Origin of the sequence: Candidatus Njordibacter sp. Uisw_056 (assembly GCF_047730085.1) — a bacterium.
Classification (GTDB): Bacteria; Pseudomonadota; Gammaproteobacteria; order Pseudomonadales; family Balneatricaceae; genus Njordibacter.
In genome coordinates this window covers 1,443,050-1,467,318 of the sequence record NZ_CP159830.1, presented here as the reverse complement: position 1 = coordinate 1,467,318, position 24,269 = coordinate 1,443,050, and the positions used below count along the sequence as shown (strand labels likewise).

Sequence of the window (24,269 nt, the reverse complement as noted above, 5' to 3'; positions counted from 1 at the left end):
ATACATCCTTCTATTTAATTAATCGCGATGTGGAGGTGGAGCAAGGACTTCCCTACTACCATTATGGGCTGGAGCAGTAATCACTCCTGCAGCCTCCATGGCTTCAATCATTCGGGCTGCGCGGTTATAGCCAATTTTAAACTTCCGCTGAACAGAAGAAATCGAAGCCCTGCGAGTTTCGGTGATAAAGGCTACTGCCTCATCATATAAACGGTCCTTGTCTTCTTCAAAGGCACCTTCTGAAGACGCCAAGCCAAAACCAGCTTCCTGATCATAATTTCCTTCTACAATAGCTTCGATGAACAAAGGTGAACCCCGTTGCTTCCAAGCATCAACGACTCGATGAACTTCATCATCACTGACAAAAGCTCCATGGACGCGTTCTGGCATACTTTTACCTGGCGGTAGATAGAGCATATCCCCATGACCCAAAAGACTTTCTGCACCACCTTGGTCAAGTATGGTACGAGAATCAATTTTAGAGCTCACTTGAAAGGCAATGCGAGTGGGAACGTTGGCTTTAATTAGTCCTGTAATCACATCTACAGAAGGACGTTGAGTTGCCAGTATAAGATGGATGCCCGCAGCCCTAGCTTTTTGAGCAATCCGGGCAATGAGCTCCTCTACTTTTTTGCCTACCACCATTATCATGTCAGCAAACTCATCGACTACAACTACGATATAAGGCAGTGGATCCAAGTAGGGTCTATCATCCATATTTTCACCATTGGCTTCATCCGGCACCCAGATGGGGTCTAAAATAGGATCTCCTGCGGTAATCTTAGTATTAAACCCTGCAAGATTTCGAACGCCTTGGGAAGCCATCAAACGATAGCGTCTTTCCATTTCGGCAACACACCAGCGCAGGCCTCCAGCAGCTTCTTTCATGTCAGTAATTACAGGAGCTAGTAGATGCGGAATCCCATCATAAATCGACAGCTCTAACATTTTGGGGTCAACTAACAGCATACGAACTTGGTCTGGCGTTGATTTTAGTAATATGCTCATAATCATAGCGTTAACGCCTACAGACTTACCAGAACCTGTAGTGCCAGCGACTAATAAGTGCGGCATCTTTGCTAGGTCCACTACCACTGGTTTGCCCGCAATATCATTGCCTAAAGTGAGGGTAAGTGGGCTGGTTGAAGATAAGTAAGGCTTACTGCCAATAACCTCACTGATACGAACCATTTCTCTGTGTTGGTTTGGAATTTCTATGCCGATGACAGATTTCCCGGCAATGACCTCAACGACGCGCACGCTCATAACCGCCATTGAACGAGCTAAATCTTTTGATAAATTGCTTATTTTGCTTACTTTTGTGCCTGGTGCTGGGCGTATTTCAATGCGCGTAATAACAGGCCCTGGGTTAACCTCAACCACCTCTGCAATAACTCCAAAATCTAGCAGCTTGGCTTCCAAAAGTTGGCTTAAATGGGTTAGTTCTTCTGAGGTAATGGTTGGATTGAGGCTAACATTTGGTGGATCAAGTAAGCTTAATGGGGGTAAGTTCTTGTGTTTGGTCACTTTCCCGTGTTGCTCTGTTTGAGAGGTACCCGTATCCTGTTTATGAATTTCAGACAAAGGCACTATTTTAACTTCTTTAACGTTAGCAACAGGTGAAACGTGCGGTTTAATTGCACTCGGTAAAGGCGCTATAGGTGTGGCTCCATGCTTATTCACAGCATTAGCTTGCAGCCCAGTGCTTGTGGCAGAAGTGGCAGGCGTACTTGACTGTGTAGGGGTTTGGCTTGTAACAGAAGCTTTGCTTTTGGTGGGCACTGAGTCAAGCGCAGCAGCAACATCATCGACGCTAAAGTCGGCTGCATGGCTGGTTAAGTTCTGGTCATCAATTACCGGAATAATTGGTTTTTTGTGGACGGGTATAACAGTTTTAAGGGGGGGCTTCTTAGGCTTATTGGAGACACGTTTAAATGGCCAAAGATTTCTTATAAAGCGCCAAATTGCAGTTATTGGCATAGCTAATTTTGACCCTAAGGATAATTTAGGGGCTGGATTACCATAACTGCTAGGACTCGCGACTGCCTCACGGGGCGTTTTAAGCTCTTGGGTGTGGCGCTTTTGACCAAACAAACTTTGCCACAAGTGTTCGCACCAGTAAATGCTATGCCGACCTATAGTTTCTGTGATGGTGCCCCAGCGAAGTTGCCAAAAGTGACTAATCGCTAATATCAACGTGGTTAGGAGTAAAATATTGGTGCCCGTCATACCGAGGGCTTTATTAAGCGGTAATCCTAGAGTTAACCCCAATAAGCCCCCACTGCCTTGTGGGTAGGTTAAGTCGGTATTAGATATGTGAATAGAAGCATAAACACACGCGGCTATAACTAAAGCGCTAAGGGTGAGCATTTTAAACCAGACATTGTTGTCAGGATCATAATGTGTATAGCGAGACTGACCAATAAAACGTATGACCTCATACTGTATGAGTAACAGCGGTATAAGGTAAGCAATTAAACCTAAAGCCCAAAAAAATAAATCTGCCAATACTGCGCCAAAAGTACCTCCAGCATTATGAATGTTAGACACATCAAACGCTTGAGTAGAGGTTGGGTCACTTGCATCAAAAGTAATAAGTACAATCAACACATAAACACTAAAAGCCAATAGTGCCAAATGGAAACCGTGCCAGCTTAAACGCTGTATCCAGCTTGAAGCTTCTTTGTTGCTTACCTTTGACGATGTGCGTGGGTTTATTGTGGCCACTAACGATTTCCTTGTGCGTGTGTTTGATTGAGCAAACTTAGCCTATGATACGCAATCCTGATAGTTGAACCAAGCTTAATGATGTTCTAGTTGTCTGGCCTTTGAGTTAACAGGCCGTAGACTTGCATTTTATTGCCCTTATCGACAAATTAGTTGACTTGTCACGTGTGCAACAGACCCTTAGCATCATATACTTAGGGTCACTTTAGGCTGCAGCACCATGGAATGACAACAACCATGAATAAGGCAGAATCGTATAACCAAATACTAACTTTTTTGTTATCTCTCTAACTAAGATACTAATAAAAATGCACGCCTTTTAATCTTGTATTTAGGCTAGGGTATTTTACCGAGAGTTAACCTCTTGATGTATAATTAACCTATGCCTGTTTACCAACTAGACAACGATGATTATTGGTTTCCACCAGTCTCAGAAGCCCTTGACGACCCTCAAGGGTTGTTAGCTGTGGGTGGTGACTTATCTGTATCAAGGCTGTTACATGCCTACCAATGTGGTATTTTTCCTTGGTTTTCTGATCACGATCCTATCCTTTGGTGGGCCCCAAGTCCTAGGATGGTCATCAATCCACATCAAATTCATATCTCTAAAAGCATGGTTAAAGTTATCCGTAAGACACCATTTATAGTCACTTTTGATCATGCATTTGAGCGCGTAGTGAAAGCTTGCGGTTCTACCCCAAGAGCGGATCAAACCTCGGCAGAAAGCTGGATTACACAAGACATGCAAAATGCTTATACGCAATTGTATCGCCAAGGATACGCCCATAGCGTTGAAGTATGGCATGGCGGTGAGTTAGTAGGCGGTTTGTATGGTGTTGCCCTAGGACGGATGTTCTTCGGTGAGTCTATGTTTAGTCGAGCAGATAATGCATCTAAAATAGCGTTTATTCATCTGGCTCAACGGATAGCACAGTGGGGTTTTGTGCTTATAGATTGCCAGATGCATACGCCACACTTAGCTAGTCTTGGTGCCCAGGAAATCCCTATGGCAGAATTTGAAAACTACCTAGAACAAAATCTGTCGTATGGAGTAGATAGTTTATGGGATCTGGTGGTACAGTCTTAAGTTAGGTCCTTCATTAACCTGCATAAAGTGGTGGTTTTCCATTTCTTCATCAATTGATGTTAATACATTAGTGTTTTACCCAACACCTGAGCACAGCTGCAGTTATTTGGATAATCGCCAAGCGAGGTCAATTTTTTTAAGCCCAGACCAGACCTTGGACGAATCAATTTATATGCAACTCACTGATATGGGCTTTAGGCGCAGTGGTGAACATATATACCGGCCTTGGTGCGAAGGCTGCGGTGAATGTAAGTCTGTTCGTGTTCCTCTTGCAGGTTTTAAGGTTAGTAAAAGCCAAAAACGCGTGCTTAACCGCAATAAAGACCTGCACGTTAGTTTTGAACTGCCTTCTTCTTCGGAAGAAATCTACAGCTTGTATGTCAACTATATTAACCAGCGGCACAGTGATGGCGACATGTACCCGCCATCGTTAGAGCAATTTAAAGACTTCTTGTGTCATTCACCCCCGTCGAGTAATACATGGTTTGTATGTTTTAGATTAGAACAAAAATTATTAGCGGTGGCTGTGGTTGATATACTTCCTAAAGGCGTGTCAGCCATTTACACTTTCTTTGATCCTGCTTATGAAGTAAGAAGCTTAGGGCGGCTTGCTGTGCTTTGGCAGATTCACTGGGCTAAGTCTAAGGGGATGGAGTTTGTTTACCTTGGTTATTGGGTAAAAGACTGTCAAAAAATGGCTTACAAAGCTGAATATCAACCTTTGCAAGTGTTTGACGACTTAATCTGGCAGGAGTTAATAGTACCCTAGGCTTATATAGGTGTTTTACTCGCTTTTTGTACATCAGTACGGCATAATGTCGCGCAAAGTAAATATGATAAATTCTGTAACAACCCTTGAGGCTTTAATGGCTAAAGAAGACCAGATTGAAATGGAAGGTACCATTATTGATACCTTACCAAACACCATGTTTCGCGTAGAATTGGAAAATGGCCACGTGGTTATCGCACATATCTCCGGAAAGATGCGCAAACACTATATTCGAATTTTAACGGGTGACAAAGTTAAAGTAGAGCTTACGCCATACGATTTAACTAAAGGCCGTATCACCTACCGCGCCCGTTAATCTTGCTGGCTGTAGGATGCGTTTAACGCCTCATAACCTTGAGCTTCGGCCATAACTAAAAAAAGAGCGCATTCAGGGCTCTTTTTTTATTTCAGTCAGTTATTTTTTTGTTTTTTCCGGCTCAGGGTTTCGAATCGTAAACCTTTTGCAGAGAACTGCTTAAATCCCCACCAATAAGTGTGATCTACTTTTGGACTCTCATCTCCCCCTTTGGACCAAACCCCGTCATTGCCTACTGGTAAAAGGTTTAAATAAGGAGCCATGCTTTTGTCAGACTTAAGGTGTTTTGCCATCCATACAGAGGCAAAATGTTGCAGCACATTATTCATCTTAGACGTATTCCAGAGTGCATCTGCATAATGCTCATAAGGCGCAAAGCCAATATCTTTATCAAACGCACGCGCCTCGGTGGGTGCCGGGTATGGTGCGGCCGCATTGTGACCGGCATCATCAAACGTTAGTAGTGACCTGTCGGTATTTGAGGCTGCTTGCCAAATTGCTCTGGTTCCATTTTCGTAGCCAGATATATCATCACCAGACCCTGCAACAAACAACATTGGAATAGTAATTGTTTCTAGGCCTTGCTTATCCCAAAAACCATGGTTCATGCCCCATGGCGCAATAGCAATCACAGTCTTCACTCGATTATCTATCAGGTTTAGATGGCTCTTTGAACCGCTTTTATGAGCTTCAATAAGGCCAGAGGGGTTTACCCATGGTGAGTCCACAGATGACTGGGTAAGACCGCCACCAGCTGTAACTACTGCGCCGTAGGCGCCCATCGAATAACCAATTATTCCTGTTTGACTGGTATCAACTAGACCATATAAAAACTGATTTTTTAGGGTGTTAAATCGCTGCGCTTCATTAATGGCAAATAGTTGATCAAATCTTCGATTATAAAGTGTTGAAGCTAATCCAGCAGCATCAGCATAGGTTGAATCTGTGTGGTCCAGAGCAATCACTACATAACCCTTGGATGCTAGATTCTCAGCAAGGTGTGACATCAAAAACCGATTGCCTGGGTAGCCGTGACTAATAATAACTAGGGGGTAAGATTGGCCAGAAGCGATAGGACTTGCATCACGAATGGCCCTGCCCTTAAGGATTACTCTGGTCTTACCATCGCTTATAACAACGTTTAAACCCTTTTCTCCATGAGAGTTAGCCAGAGCTGGGTACCACACCTCTGTTACTAATGGACGATCATAGCGAGGACAATCATTAGTATTAGCTTTACTGCCATTAATATGACGGAGGTCAATTTGATGTTTGTGTATTAGAGTTAGAGTTTTGACCCCCACAGAATAGGTTCCATAGGCTGAAAAAAAAGGTGCATCAGGCCTTTGTGTATCAATTCTGTTTTCAGACATAACCTATGTAAATCCTTGATTATATGCAATGTTGCTACAAATAATGTGACCAACATTAGTAGGGACGTGTTTCCTTAACATGAGAGGACTAAAAGAATGTAATAGAGACCTGGAAGACAAGCTTGCTTAGGGCAGCTACAAAAGTAGTGTCCAAAGCAAGCATCTGCCCTTACGCAGGGTCTAGAAGTTTGACCGAGCGTTTACTGGGCTTACTGGTTAACTTAATCTTGTCATCCTTTAAGTCCACCAACAATTTGCCACCATCAGCCGCTAAATCTCCAAACAAAAGTATTTCTGCCATAGGCTTCTTCAGCTCTTGTTGAATAAGTCGCGCCATGGGTCGTGCACCCATATCCCTGTCATAACCTTTTTCGCCAAGCCATGCGCGGACAGCGTCACTGACTTGCAGGTGAACTTTTTTATCTTCAAGTTGAACTTGTAACTCAACTAAGAATTTGTCTACCACGTCAAGAATGACATCTTTGGATAGCGCATTGAATTGAATAATATCATCCAAGCGATTTCTGAACTCTGGGCTAAATAATCGTTTGATTGCGCCCATTCCATCAGAACTATGGTCTTGTTTTGTGAAGCCAATGGAGCTGCGACTCATTTGTTCTGCGCCCGCATTTGTTGTCATCACTAAAATAACGTTACGGAAGTCTGTTTTGCGGCCATTGTTATCTGTTAAAGTGCCGTTATCCATCACTTGAAGCAAAATATTAAACACTTCTGGGTGAGCCTTTTCAACCTCATCCAACAACAACACACAGTGAGGAGTTTGCGTTACTGCTTCAGTGAGTAAACCACCCTGATCAAAACCAACATAGCCTGGTGGAGCACCAATTAAGCGAGACACTGTGTGGCGTTCCATGTATTCCGACATGTCAAACCGAACAAGTTCAATGCCCATAACGCGGGCTAATTGTTGAGTCACTTCAGTTTTACCAACCCCTGTAGGGCCAGAAAACAAAAAACTACCTACAGGCTTATGAGCTGAATTAAGCCCTGCCCTTGAAAGTTTAATGGCGTTAGCCAAGGTATCAATGGCTTTATCTTGACCAAAGACTACTCTCTTTAGATTCTGTTCAAGGGAATGTAGTTGATCTCGATCTGTCGCAGAAATGCTTTTAGGTGGTATGCGGGCTATTTTGGCCACTACAGCCTCAATTTCAGGAACATCAATAAACGATTTACGATCTGAAGGGGCAAATAACTGCTGATATGCCCCTGCCTCATCAATCACATCAATCGCCTTATCAGGCATCTTCTTATCAGTAATGTAACGATCTGCAAGTTCTGCTGCGGCATCTATTGCAGCTGGCGTATACTCAAGTTGGTGGTGACTTTCATAGCGGGAAATTAAGCCACGCAAAATAGCTTGAGTATCAGCAATGTTTGGTTCATCCACATCTATTTTTTGGAATCGACGGGCTAAAGCGTGGTCTTTTTCAAATATACCACGAAATTCTGTAAACGTGGTTGAGCCAATGCAACGCAACTTACCTGAGCTTAGCACTGGCTTTAATAGGTTGGATGCATCCATAGAACCACCTGATGCTGCGCCTGCACCAATGATGGTATGTATTTCATCAATAAATAGGATTGCATTAGGCGTTTTTTCAATATCAGCTAAAAGGCCTTTTAACCGCTTTTCAAAATCACCACGGTACTTTGTGCCAGCTAACAATGAGCCCATATCTAGCGAATAGACGGTAGATGATGCAATCACTTGGGGCACATTACCTTGTTCAATTTGATAAGCCAGACCTTCAGCAATGGCAGTTTTACCAACGCCTGCATCGCCCACCAATAACGGGTTATTTTTTCGTCGCCGAGATAATACTTGAACTAAACGCTCTAACTCTTTGCCACGGCCTATTAATGGATCAATATTTCCATTCCTAGCTTCAGCGTTCAAATCAGTGGTGTATTTAACTAAGTGACTTGCTTCTTCACTTTCACCTTCCACCGCCTTTTCAGAACCTTCCATTTCTGTTCTGCTTACCCCATGGGATAAATAATTAACAATGTCTACTCTCTCAACGTCTAATGAATCGAGTAAGTAGACTGACTGGCTTTCAGTCTCACTAAATATAGCAACCAGAACATTAGCGCCAGACACCTCTCCTTTACCCGAAGATTGAACATGAAATACGGCCCGCTGCAACACCCTTTGAAAACCAAGGGTTGGCTGTACTTCATAATTGCCATGAGACTCATCTACCGAAGGCGTAGTTTCGTTAATGAACTTTTCTAAAGGTGTTCGCAAGTCATCAAGTGCCACTCCACACACTTGCAGTACTTCTGCACTGGATGGATTATTAAGCAGTGACAGTAGTAAATGTTCTACAGTCATAAACTCGTGCCGCTTCCAACTTGCATGTTTATAGGCTTCACTTAAGCTTCGTTCTAAATCGTTGTCTAACATTGTCTATTTCCTCTAAGAAGCAGATTCAACTTCGCATAGTAATGGATGTTTGTGTTGTCTTGAGTGCTGGTTTACTTGCATCGCTCTGGTCTCGGCAACATCTTTGGTATAAATGCCACATACACCTTTGCCTTGGGTATGAACTGCCAACATAATTTGTGTTGCTTGTTCTTCATCGTGATTAAAGAATCGCGCTAATATATCAATGACAAACTCCATGGGTGTGTAGTCATCGTTTAACAAGATCACCTTATATAACGAAGGTTGCGCTATCTTAGGGCGAGTTTGTTCTATAACCTGCAAGTCTTGATTTTCATCTGGCGTATTGGGGTCGTCCTGACTCATTAGTGCAGGTTTATAAGTTGGGTTATCAATGTCATCGTTAGGGTGAGCAGATAGAACAGGCATTAGAGCACTCTTGATTTAAATATTGTTTTCATCATAACGTTACTATTGGGCCTATGTCTGCATTTTTCCAGAGCAGAATTGTAAACGGCTGTAAATTTACTTAAACAGGCACAGATGTGGCGGCTAAATATGTATTAAAGTTGCTATTGCCATGACTCTAGAGCCAAAAAAACCAGCCTAAGCTGGTTTTTTTGATGCATCGATCTATGAGCTACATGTTGTTGATGATAGCGTCACCAAATTCTGAGCATGACAGCAAAGTAGCATCAGGCATTTGACGCTCAAAGTCATAAGTGACCGTTTTAGCGTTAATGGCACCTTCGGTACCAGCAACGATCAAATCTGCAGCCTCAAACCAGCCCATGTGGCGCAGCATCATTTCAGCAGATAAAATAATCGATCCTGGATTCACTTTGTCTTGACCAGCGTATTTTGGTGCTGTGCCATGGGTCGCTTCAAAGATAGCAATGTCGTCACTTAGGTTGGCACCAGGAGCAATTCCAATGCCTCCAACTTCTGCTGCGAGCGCATCAGATAAGTAGTCACCATTCAAGTTTAATGTGGCAATAACGTCATACTCTTCTGGCCGTAAAAGAATTTGTTGTAGCATTGCATCAGCAATAACATCTTTAATGACGATATTTTTACCAGTGTTTGGGTTAGTCATTTCACACCATGGTCCTGCACCTATGAGTGTTGCACCAAATTCTTGCTGGGCAATTTCATAACCCCATTCTTTAAAGGCGCCTTCAGTAAACTTCATAATGTTGCCCTTGTGAACCAAGGTCAACGAATCGCGATCATTATCAATAGTATATTGAATCGCTTTACGAACTAAACGTTTAGTTCCCTCTTCTGAAACAGGTTTAACACCAATACCACACATTTGATCAAAGCGAATTTTGCTAACGCCCATCTCTTCTTGTAAAAACTTGATCACCTTAATGGCTTCGGGGGAGCCAGCTTGCCACTCTATCCCTGCATAGATGTCTTCTGAATTTTCACGGAAGATAATCATGTCTACGTTTTCTGGCTTTAGCACAGGGCTGGGTACGCCTGTAAACCAGCGAACCGGACGCTGACATACATATAAGTCTAGTTCTTGGCGAAGAGCTACATTCAAAGAACGAATGCCACCGCCAACTGGTGTGGTCAAAGGCCCTTTAATGCCTACTTTATATTCTTTAAATGCGGCTAAGGTTTCTTCTGGCATCCAAGTATCTGCATCGTAGGTTACGGTAGCCTTTTCACCAGCGTATACTTCCATCCAATGAATCTTTTTAGTGCCGTTAAAGGCTTTCTCTACCGCAGCATCTACCACTTTAAGCATTACTGGTGAAACGTCAAAACCAATGCCATCACCTTCAATATAAGGGATAATAGGATCGTTTGGCACGTTGAGAGAAAGGTCGGTGTTAACAGTAATCTTAGAGCCTTGCTCTGGTACTTTAATGTGCTGATATGTCATGAAGTCTCCGAATGCTTAAAAAATAGTCTTACTGCGTAGATAAACAACCTTAAAAGTCGCTTTTGTAGTCTCACTCTATTATAGCTCGAATGCTTCTGTAGGCCCAAGGAATCATGTAGTTATTTTACAAAATTCTAACAATTCATAGAACCAATAAGGAAATCACTGCGTGTCTAATATTTTAGTTTTCAACAAGCCTTATCAAGTATTGAGTCAATTTAACGACGATCAGGGCCGTGAAACCTTAGCAGGTTACATTGATATGCCAAACTACTACGCCGCTGGACGGCTGGATTATGACTCAGAGGGCCTAATGGTGTTAACCGATGATGGGCAATTACAGCATCAAATAACCAACCCAAAACATAAGGTAGAAAAAACTTACTGGGCTCAAGTTGAGGGCTGTGTCGAGGAACATCAGTTAAAATGTTTGCGTGCAGGGCCAATGCTCAAGGATGGCCCTACTCAGCCAGCTAAAGTGAGGCTTTTGGGGTCTCAGACAGAAAAACTTTGGCCTCGTGTTCCACCGATTAGAGAGCGTGCATCCATTCCTACTCAGTGGTTAGAGATTCGCATTAGTGAAGGACGCAATAGACAAGTTAGGCGCATGACGGCGGCGGTAAATTTACCCACCTTACGTTTAGTTAGAATAGCGATTGGGAGCTGGAGGTTAAAAGGATTGGGGGTCGGTGAGTGGCGCTTGGAAGACACTAGGAAACCAAGTAGTCAATAGCCTACGCACAAAAGTTCACTTACGATGATCAAAATTAACAGGGGTTTACCAACGTTTACCAGCTTGTTGATCAGACGCTTTAACCTGAACCCAGCGTTTCCCCTGTTCGGTAAATTCAGCTTTCCAAAAAGGTGCATCTTGCTTTAGATAATCCATCACAAATTCACAGGCATTAAACGCATCAGCTCGATGGCGTGAAGTAACCCCCACAAATACAATTTGTTCATGACGCAATAACTTACCAACTCTGTGGACCACATGAACGCCTTCTAGAGACCAGCGTGAATGCGCTTCGCTTACTATATGGTCTAAACAAGATTCAGTCATGCCAGGGTAATGTTCAAGTTCCATTGCTTCTAACTTAGCATCGTCTAAATCCCTTACCAACCCAACAAATACTACTACTGCGCCTGTGCCAGCAGGGTTTATTTGACGCAATTGGTGGTAATGCTCGCTGATGTCGAAATCTGCTTCTTGCACACGTATGAGGTCATTCGTTTTCATGCAGTTAAAAATCCTTGGAATCTGTCTATAAGCCTAGGCGTGAGGGCTTGGTTCGGTTAAAATTAATGCTTATTATTTATTCTGTTTATCGCTTGAATTAAATCTATGAGTGAAACCACTTCTACACGCGTTATTGTCGGTATGTCCGGCGGTGTTGACTCGTCCGTTTCTGCTTTGCTTCTTATCCAGCAAGGGTACCACGTTGAAGGCCTGTTCATGAAGAACTGGGATGAAGATGATGGCACAGAATACTGCACAGCTAAACAGGACTTAGCAGATGCTCAAGGAGTTTGTGATAAATTAGGCATCCCCTTGCACGCGGCAAACTTTGCCTCAGAATATTGGGACAACGTATTTGAACACTTTTTAGCAGAATATAAAGCTGGCCGTACACCAAATCCAGATATTCTATGTAACCGTGAGATTAAGTTTAAGGCCTTTTTAGACTATGCTAAAACTCTTGGGGCAGATTATATAGCCACGGGGCATTACGTGCAGCGTCAAGGCGAAGGCCTTGAATGTCAGTTGATTAAGGGATTGGATCGCAATAAAGATCAGAGCTACTTTTTGCACGCTGTTGGTGCTCTGGAGGTAAGTCAAACGTTATTCCCCATCGGTGCCATGGAAAAACCAGCGGTGCGAAGCATTGCCGAAGCCCATGGTTTGGCTAATCATGCGAAAAAAGATAGCACCGGTATTTGCTTTATTGGAGAACGCAGATTTAAAGACTTCTTAAAACAGTACTTACCTGCTCAACCTGGCAAAATTGAAACTGTAGACGGTGACATGATTGGTGACCATCAAGGTTTGATGTATCACACCATCGGTCAGCGCCAAGGCCTAGGGATTGGGGGTTTAGCTAATTATAATGAATCTGCATGGTACGTGGTTGACAAAGATTTAAACCGTAACCGTCTAATCGTTACGCAAGGAAAAAATCACCCGCGGTTATTTAAACCCTCTCTCACCTGCCAACAATTGATGTGGGTAGACGGCAAAGGTCCAAATTTAAGCCAAGGCATGGGTGTTACATCGATGGCTAAAATACGCTATCGCCAAGCAGATCAAGCATGCACGTTAACGTGCTTATCTGATGGAACGTTAAGTGTGGCATTTGTAGAGCCACAAAGGGCCATCACACCGGGTCAATCTATTGTGTTTTATGAGGGAGATGTATGTCTTGGAGGAGCAGTCATTGATTAGTCGCTTAAACTCTAACCAAGAACGGGTAATGGCCTTAGCTGCTCTCGTTCAAGCTGCAGCATTAGTGCATCAAGTTGCAAGCACAGGGCAAGCCGACGAACTTGCGAGTCGTTGTTGCCTTGCGTCACTTTTTGTAACCTCTCCAGAAAGCACCGAAGACGTATTTGGTGGTGGCGAAGCAGTAAACAATTTACGTTTAGGTTTAGTAACTTTAAAGGCTATTATGGGTCAGGATCAAAGCCTAGGCGCCCGAGAAATTACCCGCTATGTGTTGGGATTAACTCACTTACAGGGCAAATTACGTAAGCGCCCGGAAATGCTCAATGACATTAGTAAACAGTTAAGCCACAGCCAAAGGCAAGTCGATCTGTATGAGCTAACGCACCCTAATGTGTTTGCAAGCGTTGCGGAAACTTATTCTTCTACTTTAAGTAATTTTCGATTTCGTATTCAGGTAACTGGCAACCCCACTTACTTGCAGCAACCCATGAATACCAATCGTGTGCGTAGCTATCTTCTTGCGGGTATTCGTGCAACAACCTTGTGGCGCCAGGTAGGTGGCCGTAAGTGGCAGTTAGTAGTATTCAAAAATTCCTTGCAACGCGAATTAGACGTATTGCTTAGTCAACTTAAACCAGCTTAGTTATTAACCCAACTCAGGACTCCGTTATGCATTTATCGTCAATTTCAGCCCTTTCTCCAGTAGATGGTCGATATGGCAGCAAGACCGCTGCACTTCGCCCCTACTTTAGTGAATTTGGTCTTATTTATAACCGAGTGTTAGTTGAAATCCGTTGGTTGCAGTGCCTTGCTGCGCACCCACAAATTGATGAGGTAGCGCCGTTAAGCGACGAGGCTAACGCCCTGCTTGAACGCTTGATTAATAATTTCGATGAAACCGCAGCCCAGCGTGTTAAAGACATTGAAAGCACCACTAATCACGATGTAAAAGCCGTAGAGTACTACATTAAAGAGCAGCTCAAAGATAACGCAGAACTACACGCTATTAATGAATATGTACACTTTGCTTGCACTTCGGAAGACATTAACAACTTGTCTCATGGTTTAATGCTTAAGCAAGGCTTAGAGCAAGTGATGGTGCCAGAAATGGCTGAGGTATTGGCGCAAATTAAGCATCTAGCCCACAGCCACCAAAACCAACCTATGCTGTCTCGCACCCACGGCCAAACTGCTTCTCCATCCACCATGGGTAAAGAAATGGCCAACGTTGCCGCTCGTTTAGAACGCCAACTGAAGCAGATTAAACAAATGGAATTCCTAGGCAAAATTAACGGTGCAGTAGGTAACTACAATGCCCATTATACCGCTTACCCACAAATTGATTGGCAAGCTAATGCTCAGGTGTTCGTAGAAAGCTTAGGGTTAACTTGGAATCCTTACACTACACAAATTGAACCACACGACTACATTGCCGAATTATTTGACGCCATCGCTCGTTTTAACACCATATTATTAGACTTTGACCGTGATATTTGGGGTTATATTTCTCTGGGCTTCTTTAAGCAAAAAACAATTGCAGGAGAAATTGGTTCATCTACTATGCCCCATAAAGTAAACCCCATTGACTTTGAAAACTCAGAAGGCAACTTGGGCATTGCTAATGCGCTACTACAACACTTAGCCAGCAAACTGCCCATTTCTCGCTGGCAACGGGACCTTACAGATTCCACTGTGTTACGTAATCTGGGGGTAGGCCTTGCTCACAGTTTGATTGCTTATCAGTCTACTTTGAAAGGTATTAGTAAATTACAGCTTAATGCCCAACGTCTGGATGCCGATCTTGATAATGCTTGGGAAGTGCTCGCTGAGCCGATTCAGACAGTAATGCGTCGCTATGCCATTGAAGAGCCTTACGAAAAACTAAAAGCCCTTACCCGTGGTAAAACCATTAATGCAACTATTATGGCAGACTTTATAGACACCCTAGATTTGCCACAATCGGTTAAAGACGAGCTTAAAACCCTAACGCCTGCTAACTATATTGGTAACGCCACAGCCCAAGCAGCGGCGATCTAATGACAATGGCGCCCTTGACCCATTTGGGTGAATTAACAGTAGGAGAGTTCCTTGCTGACTACTGGCAGCAAAAGCCAGTATGTATTCGTAAAGGTATTGCCTTTCAGGAAGCGCTCATTGCTGTAGACGAGTTAGCAGGATTAGCACTGGAGTCTGAGGTAGAGTCACGTTTAATTGAAAACAAAGGTGACCTAAAAGATTGGCAAGTAATTCATGGCCCATTAACCGAAGATGACTTTAGTAAAGAACGAGACTTTCCCTGGACTCTATTAGTTCAGGGCGTGGATTGTTTTGTGCCAGAAGTGCATGATTTCCTAGCTAAGTTTCGCTTTTTACCCAGCTGGCGTTTAGATGACCTCATGATCAGCTACGCCACTAGAGGCGCTGGCGTTGGCGCACATTACGATCGTTATGATGTATTTTTGATTCAAGGTGAGGGCCAACGTCAATGGCAAATTGGCCAACGCTGTAACGAAAATTCAGCCTTAATGGCCCATGATCATCTAAGTTTGTTAGCAGACTTTAAATTGAGTGAAGAGTTTATTCTTAACCCAGGCGATATGCTCTATATCCCGCCATTGTTGGCTCATAAAGGCGTAGCGGTGTCTGATGTTTGCGTTACTTACTCTGTAGGCTTTCGCTCTCCTTCGCATGGCGACGTGCTCACCACCTTTGCAGATGAACGCAGTATGGACACTAGTGCTGACCTACGCATAAAAGACCATGGATTTGCGGTTAACAGTGGTGAAATAAGTGCAGCAGATGTTGAGGGTTTGATGCAGTTAATGCGAGACCAAATTACTCCAGAAAATGTCGCTCAATGGTTTGGCAAACACAGCACAGAGGCTAAATACCCTGATTTAGACATGGCAGAAGAAGCTATGGACTTAGCAGAACTAGAAAGTATTATTAATGAAGCTTACGGCGTGCTAAGGGTGTCTGAAGGTGTGCGCTTAGCTTATACCTGGCAAGGTGACGGCGGTTTGACTCTATTTGTGCAAGGTGACGCTTTACCCTGTCCTCCAGATGCCACTGCTTTTGTTGAATCTATCGCTAATCAGTGGTTGATAGAAGTGGATGAACTAGCTCTTTTAGTTAAGAAGGACGCAGCAAAGGCTATGTTACTTATCCTGCATAACCAAGGGTACCTCTACTTCGCCGATGAGTAGCTTGTGTTGGTGCAGGTGATTACCCTATAAACCATCAAGTAATAAGGGGTGTGGTGCAACCAAAACGCCATTATTATCGGCATAAATGTAATGCCCGGGGACAAAGGTCACCCCACCAAAGTGAACGTCTTTATTAATGTCTCCCAAGCCACGTTTCTCAGTCTTCATAGGGTGTATGGCTAGCGCCTGCACCCCTAAGTCAATGGCAGCAATTGCATTTACGTCGCGTATACAGCCATATATTATGATGCCTTCCCAGCCATTTGTTGCAGCTTTCTTAGCTAACATATCGCCAAGCAAAGCACGTGCTAGTGAGCCACCTCCATCAACTACCAAAACCTTTCCTGTACCATTTTGGCCTGCAAGTTCACGAACTTTAGAGTTATCTTCAAAGCATTGTAGGGTGACTATTTCACCACTAAAGCGCTCTCTAGCCCCAAAACTCTTAAACATGGGTTCTACAACCTGTACTAGGTCTTCAAACTGGTCGCATAATTCGGGTAATAAATCGTGCATAAAAAGAAATCCTGAGGCTAATGTGAACAGTAAGTCTAACCAACTTGAGGCAAGTATTCATCCTTAAGATGGTAACTTTTATCAACGCCAGTGATCGGGCAATTAAAGGCTAAATATGTAGAAACAAGGCATAAATTGATGCTTGTATCATCTACCTCTGGGCCATACAGACGGTCTCCAATGATCGGGAAACCCGCACCACTCAAATGTTTACGTATTTGGTGCTTCCGGCCTGTTTCAATTTCTACCAAAACTAAGGATTTCTTAGTTACAGGGCAGTAAGTGAGCAGGTTAGCGTGACTTATGGCACTTTTTTCGTCAATAGGTTCGTCTAGTTTGATCTGATTAGGGAACAAACCTAGAACCAATGCGGTGTATTGCTTGTTAATGGAACGTTTGGCAAATAAGCCACTAAGAGCTGCTGCTGCAGTTTTTGTATGGGCAATTAACATCAAACCCTGTGCTGCCCGATCTAAACGATTAACGATGAACGCAGGCCTCTGAGGTTGATGGTTTTGTTGTACCCAGCGGTTAATAGTGCAATGATCCCCCCACTTTGAACCCTGACTCAACATGCCGTAAGGTTTATACCAAACACTGTAGTCGCCTTCATCGGCGATCAACACAGCGGCGTCTACTTGTAAGCCTAAAACGCCTGTATCGTAATACAGGTGTAGCTGTTGGCCTGCGTTAAGGATTTTATTTGCACGCCTAAGTCGCTTGTGGCCGGTGTCAGATTCACTTACCCAAACGGCGCCCTTTTTCATGGCCTGTTTTATTTGTTGTTTAGATAATCCGCTGCGCTGTTTAAGTAATTCAGCAGCAGGTGTTGATGAGTCGGTTACATCAACATGAAACTCAGGCATCAGGCACCCTAACCCAACCTTCCATCAAAACCCGTGCACTGCGGCTCATGGTTACCTTGGTTGCCTGCCATTTTCCATTTTCTTGATGAGCCTCAGCGCCTACGGTTAAGGTGCCTGATGGGTGGCCAAACGTAACTTGCGTCAACTTGTTTCCACCTGTGGCAATATTTACCAAGGTTTCAGGTATGGCGGCAGCCGTACCAATAGCCACCGCAGCGGTGCCCATCATGGCATGGTGTAACTGGCCCATAGACATGGCCCTCACCAACAAATCAACCTTCTCAGCACTGACCATGCTACCACTTGATGAGGTATAGCTTTTTGCGGGGGCTACAAAGGCTATTTTTGGTGTATGTTGACGAGTCTTTGCATCATCAATGTGCTTAAACAAACCCATGCGAACACCACCATAAGCGCGTATGGTCTCTAGCTTAGTTAATGCAGCTTGATCAGTATTAATGTCAGTTTGCAGTTCTGTGCCTATATATCCTAAATCTTGCGCCCTTAAGAAAATGGTTGGAATACCGGCATTAATCATGGTCACATCCAAAGTGCTTATGCCGCCCACAAAGGGCACTTTTAATTGATCTACCAAGTTGCCCGTAGGAAACATATCAGCGTCTGCGGCGGAGGGATTGATAAACTCTAGCTTAATCTCAGCGGCCGCAAAGGTTACACCATCTAATTGGAAGTCCCCCGTTTCTTGCACTTGTCCGTTAACCATAGGGATATGAGCAACGATAGTTTTGTTAATATTGGCTTGCCATATCCTAACGATAGCCATGCCATCGTTAGGAATGCGGCTAGGGTCTACCAAACCAGAACTAATCGCAAAAGCCCCTACTGCAGATGACAGGTTACCGCAGTTGCCGCTCCAGTCAACAAAAGCCTTATCAATAGACACTTGCCCAAACAGGTAGTCTACGTCATGATCTGGCTGGCTGCATGGGCTTAAAATGACCGTTTTGCTGGTGCTTGATGTTGCGCCACCCATGCCATCTATTTGTTTGCCGTATATATCTGGGCTACCAATCACTCGCATCAATAAGGCATCCCTTGCTGGTCCAGGCACTTGCGCTGCAGCAGGTAAATCCAAAAGGTTAAAAAATACGCCTTTGCTGGTACCACCACGCATATACGTGGCTGGGATTTTTATTTGCTGTTTAAAGCTCATATTAAGTCCTAAGTAGCACTTGTTGATTCAAGAAAATCTTGGGCGAAGCGTTGCAAGATACCACCAGCAGAATAAACTAAAGTTTCTTCTGCTGTGTCTAAGCGACAAGTAACGGTAATGCTATGAAAGCTACCATCCACACGATTAACCACCAAAGTTAGGTCACAACCAGGGCTAGGATCACCGATCACATCAAAGGTTTCTGTTCCATCTAGCTTGTGGCTTTTTCGGTTTTCTAACGCTCTAAATTGTAGAGGTAAAATACCCATACCCACAAGGTTGGTACGATGTATACGTTCAAACCCTTCGGCTACTATTACTTCTACACCGGCTAAGCGCACGCCTTTAGCTGCCCAATCTCTGGATGAACCTTGTCCGTAATCTGCACCAGCCACAATAATTAACGGCTGAGCACGGTCCATATAAGTTTCAATGGTTTCCCACATACGCAGCGTCTGGCCTTCGGGTTCTAGTCTGGCAAGTGATCCTTGCTGTATATTGCCCTCGTCATCTAGACACATTTCGTTAAGGAGCTTAGGGTTAGCAAAAGTGGCTCTTTGTGCGGTTAAATGGTCGCCTCTATGGGTAGCATACGAGTTGTAATCTTCCTCTGGCAGCCCCATTTTGGTCAAATACTCACCTGCCGCGCTGTTGGCAAGAATAGCGTTTGAAGGTGATAAGTGGTCAGTGGTTATATTGTCCCCTAGTATGGCTAAGGGGCGCATGCTTTTTAAGGTGCGTTCACCTGCCAAGGCGCCTTCCCAATAGGGAGGCCTACGTATATAGGTAGTATTAGGGCGCCAATCATATAAAGGGCTTGCCGCCTCGTCTATTTTACCTAGATCAAACATTGGAATATAAATCTGTTTAAACTGCTCCGGTTTAACACATTTAGCGACGATAGCGTCTATTTCGTCATCTTCAGGCCAAATATCTTTAAGCAGAATGTCATTACCTTTTTGGTCTTGTCCTAACACATCTTGTTCTATATCAAAACGCATGGAGCCCGCAATGGCGTAGGCAGCTACCAATGGCGGTGATGCTAAGAAGGCTTGTTTGGCATAGGGATGAATTCGGCCATCAAAGTTACGGTTGCCCGATAATACGGCTGTAGTATATAGATCACGATCAATTACCTCTCGCTGAATTTGTGGGTCTAAAGCACCACTCATGCCGTTGCAAGTGGTACAAGCATACCCGACAATACCAAAACCAAGTTGTTCCATTTCGGTTAACAACCCTGCTTCTTCTAAATAAAGTTTGGCTACTTTAGAGCCAGGAGCAAAGGAGGACTTAACCCAAGGCTTGCGCTTTAAGCCTAAGCGGTTAGCATTTCGGGCTAATAAACCCGCGGCGATCACATTGCGTGGGTTACTAGTATTGGTACAGCTAGTAATAGCGGCGATAATTACTGCGCCATCAGGCATTAACCCATCAACTTCTGAATTGTCATAGGCTTTGGCAATGCCTCGTTCAACCAAGGCCGAGGTCGGTAAACGCAGGTGTGGGCTTGATGGCCCAGCCATAGTGCGGCCAACGCTAGACAAGTCGAAGGTTAATACTCGTTCGTACTGGGCGTTAACCATGTCACCTGCCCATAAACCGTTGGTTTTGGCATAGGTTTCAACCAAAGCCACTTGCTCTGGTTCGCGTCCGGTTATATTAAGGTAATCAATAGTTTGCTGGTCAATATAAAATAGCGCCGCAGAGGCTCCGTATTCGGGAGTCATATTCGAAATGGTAGCTCGGTCACCAATGGTTAAACCATTAGCGCCTTCTCCAAAGAACTCCAGATATGACGACACTACTTTTTGGGCACGCAAAAATTCAGTGAGTGCCAAAACCATGTCTGTGGCGGTAATACCTGGCTGCCGTTTGCCGCTCAGCTCTACACCAATAATGTTTGGCAACCTCATCATAGAGGCACGGCCTAGCATCACGTTTTCTGCTTCTAACCCACCCACTCCAACAGCGATGACACCTAAGGCATCAATGTGCGGTGTATGGCTGTCAGTACCGATACAGGTGTCTGGGTATGCCAGTCCATCTCGGTTCTGAATCACAGGAGACATTTTTTCCAAATTGATCTGATGCATAATGCCGTTGCCAGCAGGGATCACATCAACGTTTTTAAACGCCGTTTTAGTCCATTCAATAAAATGGAAGCGGTCATCGTTGCGACGGTCTTCAATGGCACGGTTTTTTTCAAACGCGTCAGCGTCAAAACCGGCATGCTCTACAGCCAATGAGTGGTCAATAATCAGTTGCGTCGGGACTACTGGGTTCACTTTTGAAGGATCGCCGCCTTGCTCTGCAATAGCATCCCTTAATCCGGCTAAGTCTACCAAAGCAGTTTGGCCCAAAATGTCATGGCATACTACACGCGCTGGGTACCAAGGAAAGTCTAGGTCTTGTTTTCGCTCAATTAATTGCGTAAGAGAAGCTGTTAACGTAGAAGGGTCGCAGCGTCGTACCAACTGTTCCGCTAATATCTTGGAGGTATAAGGTAGTTTGGCGTAGGCACCCGCACTAATGTCATTAATAGCCGATTGAGTATCGAAATAATCTAACCCAGTATCAACCAGGGCTTTGCGGTAGTTGGTTTTCATCGTTATTAACCTCGGTTAGATATGTCTACCCACTGGGCAGTTTCAGGGCCTGTGTAGTCTGCACTTGGGCGAATAATCCGATTGTTAGTACGTTGCTCCATGACATGAGCTGCCCAGCCAGTAAGCCGCGACATGACAAAAATTGGCGTAAATAATTTGGTTGGAATACCCATAAAATTATAGGTAGATGCATGAAAGAAATCAGCATTACAGAACAACTTCTTTTCTCGCCACATAACTTCTTCACAACGCACAGACACTGGGTATAAATGTGTGTCACCAATAGAGTCTGCCAGCTTTTCTGACCAGCCTTTAATGATCACGTTACGTGGGTCTGACTCACGATAAATAGCATGGCCAAACCCCATGATTTTGTCTTTACGGGCCAGCATACCCATGATGGCAGATTCTGCTTCATCTGGTGTTGCCCAGTTTTCAATCATGTCCATTGCTGCTTCGTTTGCACCACCATGTAATGGGCCCCTTAAGCTACCAATTGCTCCGGTAACACATGAATGCATGTCTGAAAGTGTTGACGCACAGACCCTAGCAGTAAACGTGGACGCGTTAAATTCGTGCTCGGCATATAAAATGAGAGATACGTTCATCACCTTAGCGTGCAAGTCACTGGGCTTCTTGTCATGTAATAAATGTAAGAAGTAAGAACCAATAGAGTGATCATCAGTTTCAGTTTCAATACGCACGCCATCATGGCTAAACCGATACCAATAACAAATGATCGCAGGAAATAGACTTAGCAAACGGTCTGTAACCTCTTGTTCCATCGAAAAGTCGATTTCAGTTTCTAAATTACCTAGCATAGAGCAACCAGTGCGCATCACATCCATTGGGTGCGCATCAGCAGGGATTTGCTCCAGTACAGTTTTTAAGGCTTTAGGTAAGTGGCGCATACCCCGTAACTTTTTGGTATAAGCGTCAAGCTCTGCTTGATTTGGTAAATGACCTTTTAGCAGCATGTGGGCGACTTCTTCAAAGCTAGCCTTTTCAGCCAGTTCGCTAATGTCATAACCACGATAGGTTAAGCCCGTCCCAGTTAAGCCAACAGTACATAATGCGGTAGATCCAGCTGATTGACCCCTTAGGCCAGCTCCAGATATAGGTTTAGTACTCATTGTATTGTTCCTTTAAGGGTGTAGTTACAGGTTTTTACCAGCTGCGAATAATTTGTCTAACTTTTTTTCAAACGAGTGATAATCTAAAAAATCATATAGTTCCATACGGGTTTGCATCGTATCGATGACTGCCTTTTGATCACCGTCAACTAATAAGTGTTCATAGACATTAAGCGCCGCTTTGTTCATAGCTCTAAATGCACTAAGTGGGTAAAGCACCATATCTACACCAACATTGGCCAATTCTGTTTTGTTGTATAAAGGTGTGGCACCAAATTCGGTAATGTTAGCTAATAGAGGCACAGATATGGCCTTAGCAAAAGCTTCATAATCAGTCAGCTCATGCACAGCTTCAGCAAAAATACCATCTGCACCGGCTTCTATGCAGGCTTGAGAGCGCTCAATAGCAGCTTGTAAACCGTCCTTTTGGAAAGCGTCCGTTCTTGCCATGATAAAAAAATCATCATCAACACGGGCATCTACTGCAGCTTTAATGCGATCTGCCATTTCTTGAGTGGATACAATCTCCTTATTGGGGCGATGGCCACAGCGCTTTTGTGCCACTTGATCTTCAATATGCACTGCAGCAACACCTGCAGACTCCATGCCTTTAATAGCTCTGGCAATATTAAAAGCCCCACCCCAACCCGTATCAATATCCACTAAAAGAGGTAGTTCGCTAGCTGCGGTGATTCGCCTAGCGTCTGCCAATACATCGTTAAGGCTAGTCATGCCTAGATCAGGTAAACCATACGAGGCATTAGCTACCCCGCCGCCAGAAAGGTAAATAGACTGATGACCAACTTTTTCCGCCATCATCGCACTATAGGCATTAATTGTGCCGACAATTTGCAGTGGATCATTATTATTGATTGCTGCTCGGAATTTAGCACCTTGGCTCATTCTAACTGTTTTGCTCATGGGTTATTTCCATCCTGGGTAGTAGATTGTGTTTGCATGCGCTGCATGATGTTTTTTCGAGCATTATTAATGTGACGCTTCATAAGCCACTCGGCTAACTCTCCGTCGCCTTCTTCAATAGCGCTACAAATTTGGTCGTGTTCTTTTAAGGCTTGTTGAGGTCGGTTGCTAGACAAGCTAAATTGGTATCTGTACATACGAACAAGCTGATACAAATCCCCGGCAAGCATGTCAATAAGGCGTTTATTTTTACTGCCATGAACAATGCAATAATGAAAGTCAACATCACCTTCTTGTTGAAAATAAGATTGACCTTGAGTGTCTAGGATGTGCTTATGATGGCTATTAAGAAGTAATCTAAGGTTAGACTTCTCTTCTTTTGACATGGCCTGAGCCGCCAGCTTGGCGGCCAAGCCCTCTAGTGATTCTCGTATTTGATAAATTTCTAACAACTCTTGGTAAGATAGCTTTACAACCCTTGCACCGACATTAGGTATGCGGGTGATCAAACGCATAGATTCAAGCCTACTCATGGCTTCTCGCAGCGGGCCACGGCTTATCCCATGAATTCGGGCCAGTTCAGGCTCATTAAGCTTTTGACCTTGGGCAATGGTGCCAGTAATAATATCTTTTACGATACGCTCACACACTTGTTTGGCTAAGGTAGTTATTTCTTCCTGCATAATAGATTGTCTACACATTTAGAGTGAAGCCATTATATTCCACCTCTGCAAGGGCGTCAAATTAGACATTGATCTAATATTGTAGACAATATGGCATATAAATTGTTATTTAATTGTTGATAATGTTAAATTTATGTTGCTA

General features: G+C 43.9%; 21 protein-coding genes. 8 read left to right on the top strand and 13 right to left on the bottom strand.

The features are described from left to right. Positions 1 to 18: 18 nt before the first annotated feature. Positions 19 to 2,727: a DNA translocase FtsK 4TM domain-containing protein gene (locus ABXT60_RS07105; RefSeq protein WP_443632035.1), complete on the bottom strand. Its 2,709-nt coding sequence runs from the start codon at positions 2,725 to 2,727 to the stop codon at positions 19 to 21. 382 nt (positions 2,728 to 3,109) lie between these two features. On the opposite strand from ABXT60_RS07105, the gene aat reads away from it, so the two are divergent. The 3 genes from aat to infA all read left to right on the top strand — a co-directional run bounded on the left by aat (position 3,110) and on the right by infA (position 4,899). Next, a complete protein-coding gene (gene aat / locus ABXT60_RS07100) occupies positions 3,110 to 3,814 on the top strand; it encodes a leucyl/phenylalanyl-tRNA--protein transferase (protein ID WP_443632034.1) in 705 nt (234 codons plus the stop codon). Positions 3,815 to 3,836: 22 nt separating this feature from the next. Beyond that, positions 3,837 to 4,583 carry an arginyltransferase gene (locus ABXT60_RS07095; RefSeq protein ID WP_443632082.1) on the top strand — a complete coding sequence of 249 codons (747 nt, stop codon included), beginning with the start codon at positions 3,837 to 3,839 and terminating at the stop codon, positions 4,581 to 4,583. A gap of 97 nt (positions 4,584 to 4,680) precedes the next feature. Then, positions 4,681 to 4,899 (top strand): translation initiation factor IF-1, encoded by a 219-nt coding sequence (gene infA, locus ABXT60_RS07090; RefSeq protein ID WP_046481896.1) that lies wholly within the window; start codon positions 4,681 to 4,683, stop codon positions 4,897 to 4,899. A gap of 95 nt (positions 4,900 to 4,994) precedes the next feature. On the opposite strand, the gene ABXT60_RS07085 is transcribed toward infA, so the two are convergent. The 4 genes from ABXT60_RS07085 to icd form a co-directional block, all read right to left on the bottom strand. Then, complete coding sequence (locus ABXT60_RS07085) at positions 4,995 to 6,272, bottom strand: alpha/beta hydrolase family protein (protein WP_443632033.1); 1,278 nt, start codon at positions 6,270 to 6,272, stop codon at positions 4,995 to 4,997. Positions 6,273 to 6,441: 169 nt separating this feature from the next. Then, entirely contained in the window at positions 6,442 to 8,703 is a 2,262-nt protein-coding gene (gene clpA / locus ABXT60_RS07080; protein WP_443632032.1) for an ATP-dependent Clp protease ATP-binding subunit ClpA, read from the bottom strand. A gap of 12 nt (positions 8,704 to 8,715) precedes the next feature. Further along, positions 8,716 to 9,111, bottom strand: a complete 396-nt coding sequence (clpS, locus tag ABXT60_RS07075; protein WP_443632031.1) for an ATP-dependent Clp protease adapter ClpS — start codon at positions 9,109 to 9,111, stop codon at positions 8,716 to 8,718. A gap of 211 nt (positions 9,112 to 9,322) precedes the next feature. Then, positions 9,323 to 10,579 carry an NADP-dependent isocitrate dehydrogenase gene (gene icd / locus ABXT60_RS07070; protein ID WP_443632030.1) on the bottom strand — a complete coding sequence of 419 codons (1,257 nt, stop codon included), beginning with the start codon at positions 10,577 to 10,579 and terminating at the stop codon, positions 9,323 to 9,325. Between the two features lie 169 nt (positions 10,580 to 10,748). Here icd and ABXT60_RS07065 point away from each other — a divergent pair, with 169 nt between their 5' ends. Then, positions 10,749 to 11,312 carry a pseudouridine synthase gene (locus ABXT60_RS07065; protein ID WP_443632029.1) on the top strand — a complete coding sequence of 188 codons (564 nt, stop codon included), beginning with the start codon at positions 10,749 to 10,751 and terminating at the stop codon, positions 11,310 to 11,312. A 45-nt stretch (positions 11,313 to 11,357) separates the two neighbouring features. Here ABXT60_RS07065 and moaE read toward each other — a convergent pair whose 3' ends face one another. After that, a complete protein-coding gene (gene moaE, locus ABXT60_RS07060; protein WP_443632028.1) occupies positions 11,358 to 11,816 on the bottom strand; it encodes a molybdopterin synthase catalytic subunit MoaE in 459 nt (152 codons plus the stop codon). 105 nt (positions 11,817 to 11,921) lie between these two features. On the opposite strand from moaE, the gene mnmA reads away from it, so the two are divergent. Genes mnmA through ABXT60_RS07040 form a run of 4 tightly spaced genes read left to right on the top strand, consistent with a single transcriptional unit; the run spans position 11,922 to position 16,225 of the window. Continuing rightward, complete coding sequence (gene mnmA, locus ABXT60_RS07055) at positions 11,922 to 13,019, top strand: tRNA 2-thiouridine(34) synthase MnmA (RefSeq protein WP_443632027.1); 1,098 nt, start codon at positions 11,922 to 11,924, stop codon at positions 13,017 to 13,019. Then, positions 13,012 to 13,662, top strand: a complete 651-nt coding sequence (gene hflD / locus ABXT60_RS07050; RefSeq protein ID WP_443632026.1) for a high frequency lysogenization protein HflD — start codon at positions 13,012 to 13,014, stop codon at positions 13,660 to 13,662. The genes mnmA and hflD overlap by 8 nt, the downstream gene beginning before the upstream one ends. 26 nt (positions 13,663 to 13,688) lie before the next feature. Beyond that, complete coding sequence (purB, locus tag ABXT60_RS07045; RefSeq protein WP_443632025.1) at positions 13,689 to 15,056, top strand: adenylosuccinate lyase; 1,368 nt, start codon at positions 13,689 to 13,691, stop codon at positions 15,054 to 15,056. After that, entirely contained in the window at positions 15,056 to 16,225 is a 1,170-nt protein-coding gene (locus tag ABXT60_RS07040) for a JmjC domain-containing protein (protein WP_443632024.1), read from the top strand. Before purB ends, ABXT60_RS07040 begins: the two co-directional genes overlap by 1 nt. Positions 16,226 to 16,249: 24 nt before the next feature. On the opposite strand, the gene rraA is transcribed toward ABXT60_RS07040, so the two are convergent. The 7 genes from rraA to ABXT60_RS07005 are packed head-to-tail and all read right to left on the bottom strand — an operon-like array spanning position 16,250 to position 24,127. After that, on the bottom strand, positions 16,250 to 16,741 hold the full coding sequence (gene rraA, locus ABXT60_RS07035) for a ribonuclease E activity regulator RraA (protein WP_443632023.1): 492 nt from the start codon (positions 16,739 to 16,741) through the stop codon (positions 16,250 to 16,252). 35 nt (positions 16,742 to 16,776) lie between these two features. After that, a complete protein-coding gene (locus ABXT60_RS07030) occupies positions 16,777 to 17,607 on the bottom strand; it encodes a pseudouridine synthase family protein (RefSeq protein ID WP_443632022.1) in 831 nt (276 codons plus the stop codon). Beyond that, positions 17,600 to 18,781, bottom strand: coding sequence for a 2-methylaconitate cis-trans isomerase PrpF (prpF, locus tag ABXT60_RS07025; protein ID WP_443632021.1), 1,182 nt, complete (start codon positions 18,779 to 18,781; stop codon positions 17,600 to 17,602). Before prpF ends, ABXT60_RS07030 begins: the two co-directional genes overlap by 8 nt. A gap of 8 nt (positions 18,782 to 18,789) precedes the next feature. After that, the gene (gene acnD, locus ABXT60_RS07020; RefSeq protein WP_443632020.1) at positions 18,790 to 21,390 is read right to left on the bottom strand and encodes a Fe/S-dependent 2-methylisocitrate dehydratase AcnD; all 2,601 of its coding nucleotides are present in this window, start codon (positions 21,388 to 21,390) and stop codon (positions 18,790 to 18,792) included. Positions 21,391 to 21,395: 5 nt separating this feature from the next. Then, complete coding sequence (prpC, locus tag ABXT60_RS07015; protein WP_443632019.1) at positions 21,396 to 22,523, bottom strand: bifunctional 2-methylcitrate synthase/citrate synthase; 1,128 nt, start codon at positions 22,521 to 22,523, stop codon at positions 21,396 to 21,398. 24 nt (positions 22,524 to 22,547) lie between these two features. Continuing rightward, a complete protein-coding gene (gene prpB, locus ABXT60_RS07010; protein ID WP_443632081.1) occupies positions 22,548 to 23,426 on the bottom strand; it encodes a methylisocitrate lyase in 879 nt (292 codons plus the stop codon). A gap of 14 nt (positions 23,427 to 23,440) precedes the next feature. Next, positions 23,441 to 24,127 carry a GntR family transcriptional regulator gene (locus ABXT60_RS07005; protein ID WP_443632018.1) on the bottom strand — a complete coding sequence of 229 codons (687 nt, stop codon included), beginning with the start codon at positions 24,125 to 24,127 and terminating at the stop codon, positions 23,441 to 23,443. Positions 24,128 to 24,269 lie beyond the last annotated feature (142 nt).

What these genes read in the sequence shown, in the direction of transcription:
- prpC (WP_443632019.1), bottom strand. Translation starts at nt 22,523, where the DNA reads ATGAGTACTAAACCTATATCTGGAGCTGGCCTAAGGGGTCAATCAGCT.
- moaE (WP_443632028.1), bottom strand. Translation starts at nt 11,816, where the DNA reads ATGAAAACGAATGACCTCATACGTGTGCAAGAAGCAGATTTCGACATC.
- icd (WP_443632030.1), bottom strand. Translation starts at nt 10,579, where the DNA reads ATGACATATCAGCACATTAAAGTACCAGAGCAAGGCTCTAAGATTACT.
- ABXT60_RS07085 (WP_443632033.1), bottom strand. Translation starts at nt 6,272, where the DNA reads ATGTCTGAAAACAGAATTGATACACAAAGGCCTGATGCACCTTTTTTT.
- purB (WP_443632025.1), top strand. Translation starts at nt 13,689, where the DNA reads ATGCATTTATCGTCAATTTCAGCCCTTTCTCCAGTAGATGGTCGATAT.
- mnmA (WP_443632027.1), top strand. Translation starts at nt 11,922, where the DNA reads ATGAGTGAAACCACTTCTACACGCGTTATTGTCGGTATGTCCGGCGGT.
- clpA (WP_443632032.1), bottom strand. Translation starts at nt 8,703, where the DNA reads ATGTTAGACAACGATTTAGAACGAAGCTTAAGTGAAGCCTATAAACAT.
- infA (WP_046481896.1), top strand. Translation starts at nt 4,681, where the DNA reads ATGGCTAAAGAAGACCAGATTGAAATGGAAGGTACCATTATTGATACC.
- ABXT60_RS07005 (WP_443632018.1), bottom strand. Translation starts at nt 24,127, where the DNA reads ATGCAGGAAGAAATAACTACCTTAGCCAAACAAGTGTGTGAGCGTATC.
- ABXT60_RS07040 (WP_443632024.1), top strand. Translation starts at nt 15,056, where the DNA reads ATGACAATGGCGCCCTTGACCCATTTGGGTGAATTAACAGTAGGAGAG.
- rraA (WP_443632023.1), bottom strand. Translation starts at nt 16,741, where the DNA reads ATGCACGATTTATTACCCGAATTATGCGACCAGTTTGAAGACCTAGTA.
- ABXT60_RS07030 (WP_443632022.1), bottom strand. Translation starts at nt 17,607, where the DNA reads ATGCCTGAGTTTCATGTTGATGTAACCGACTCATCAACACCTGCTGCT.
- prpB (WP_443632081.1), bottom strand. Translation starts at nt 23,426, where the DNA reads ATGAGCCAAGGTGCTAAATTCCGAGCAGCAATCAATAATAATGATCCA.
- aat (WP_443632034.1), top strand. Translation starts at nt 3,110, where the DNA reads ATGCCTGTTTACCAACTAGACAACGATGATTATTGGTTTCCACCAGTC.
- clpS (WP_443632031.1), bottom strand. Translation starts at nt 9,111, where the DNA reads ATGCCTGTTCTATCTGCTCACCCTAACGATGACATTGATAACCCAACT.
- prpF (WP_443632021.1), bottom strand. Translation starts at nt 18,781, where the DNA reads ATGAGCTTTAAACAGCAAATAAAAATCCCAGCCACGTATATGCGTGGT.
- acnD (WP_443632020.1), bottom strand. Translation starts at nt 21,390, where the DNA reads ATGAAAACCAACTACCGCAAAGCCCTGGTTGATACTGGGTTAGATTAT.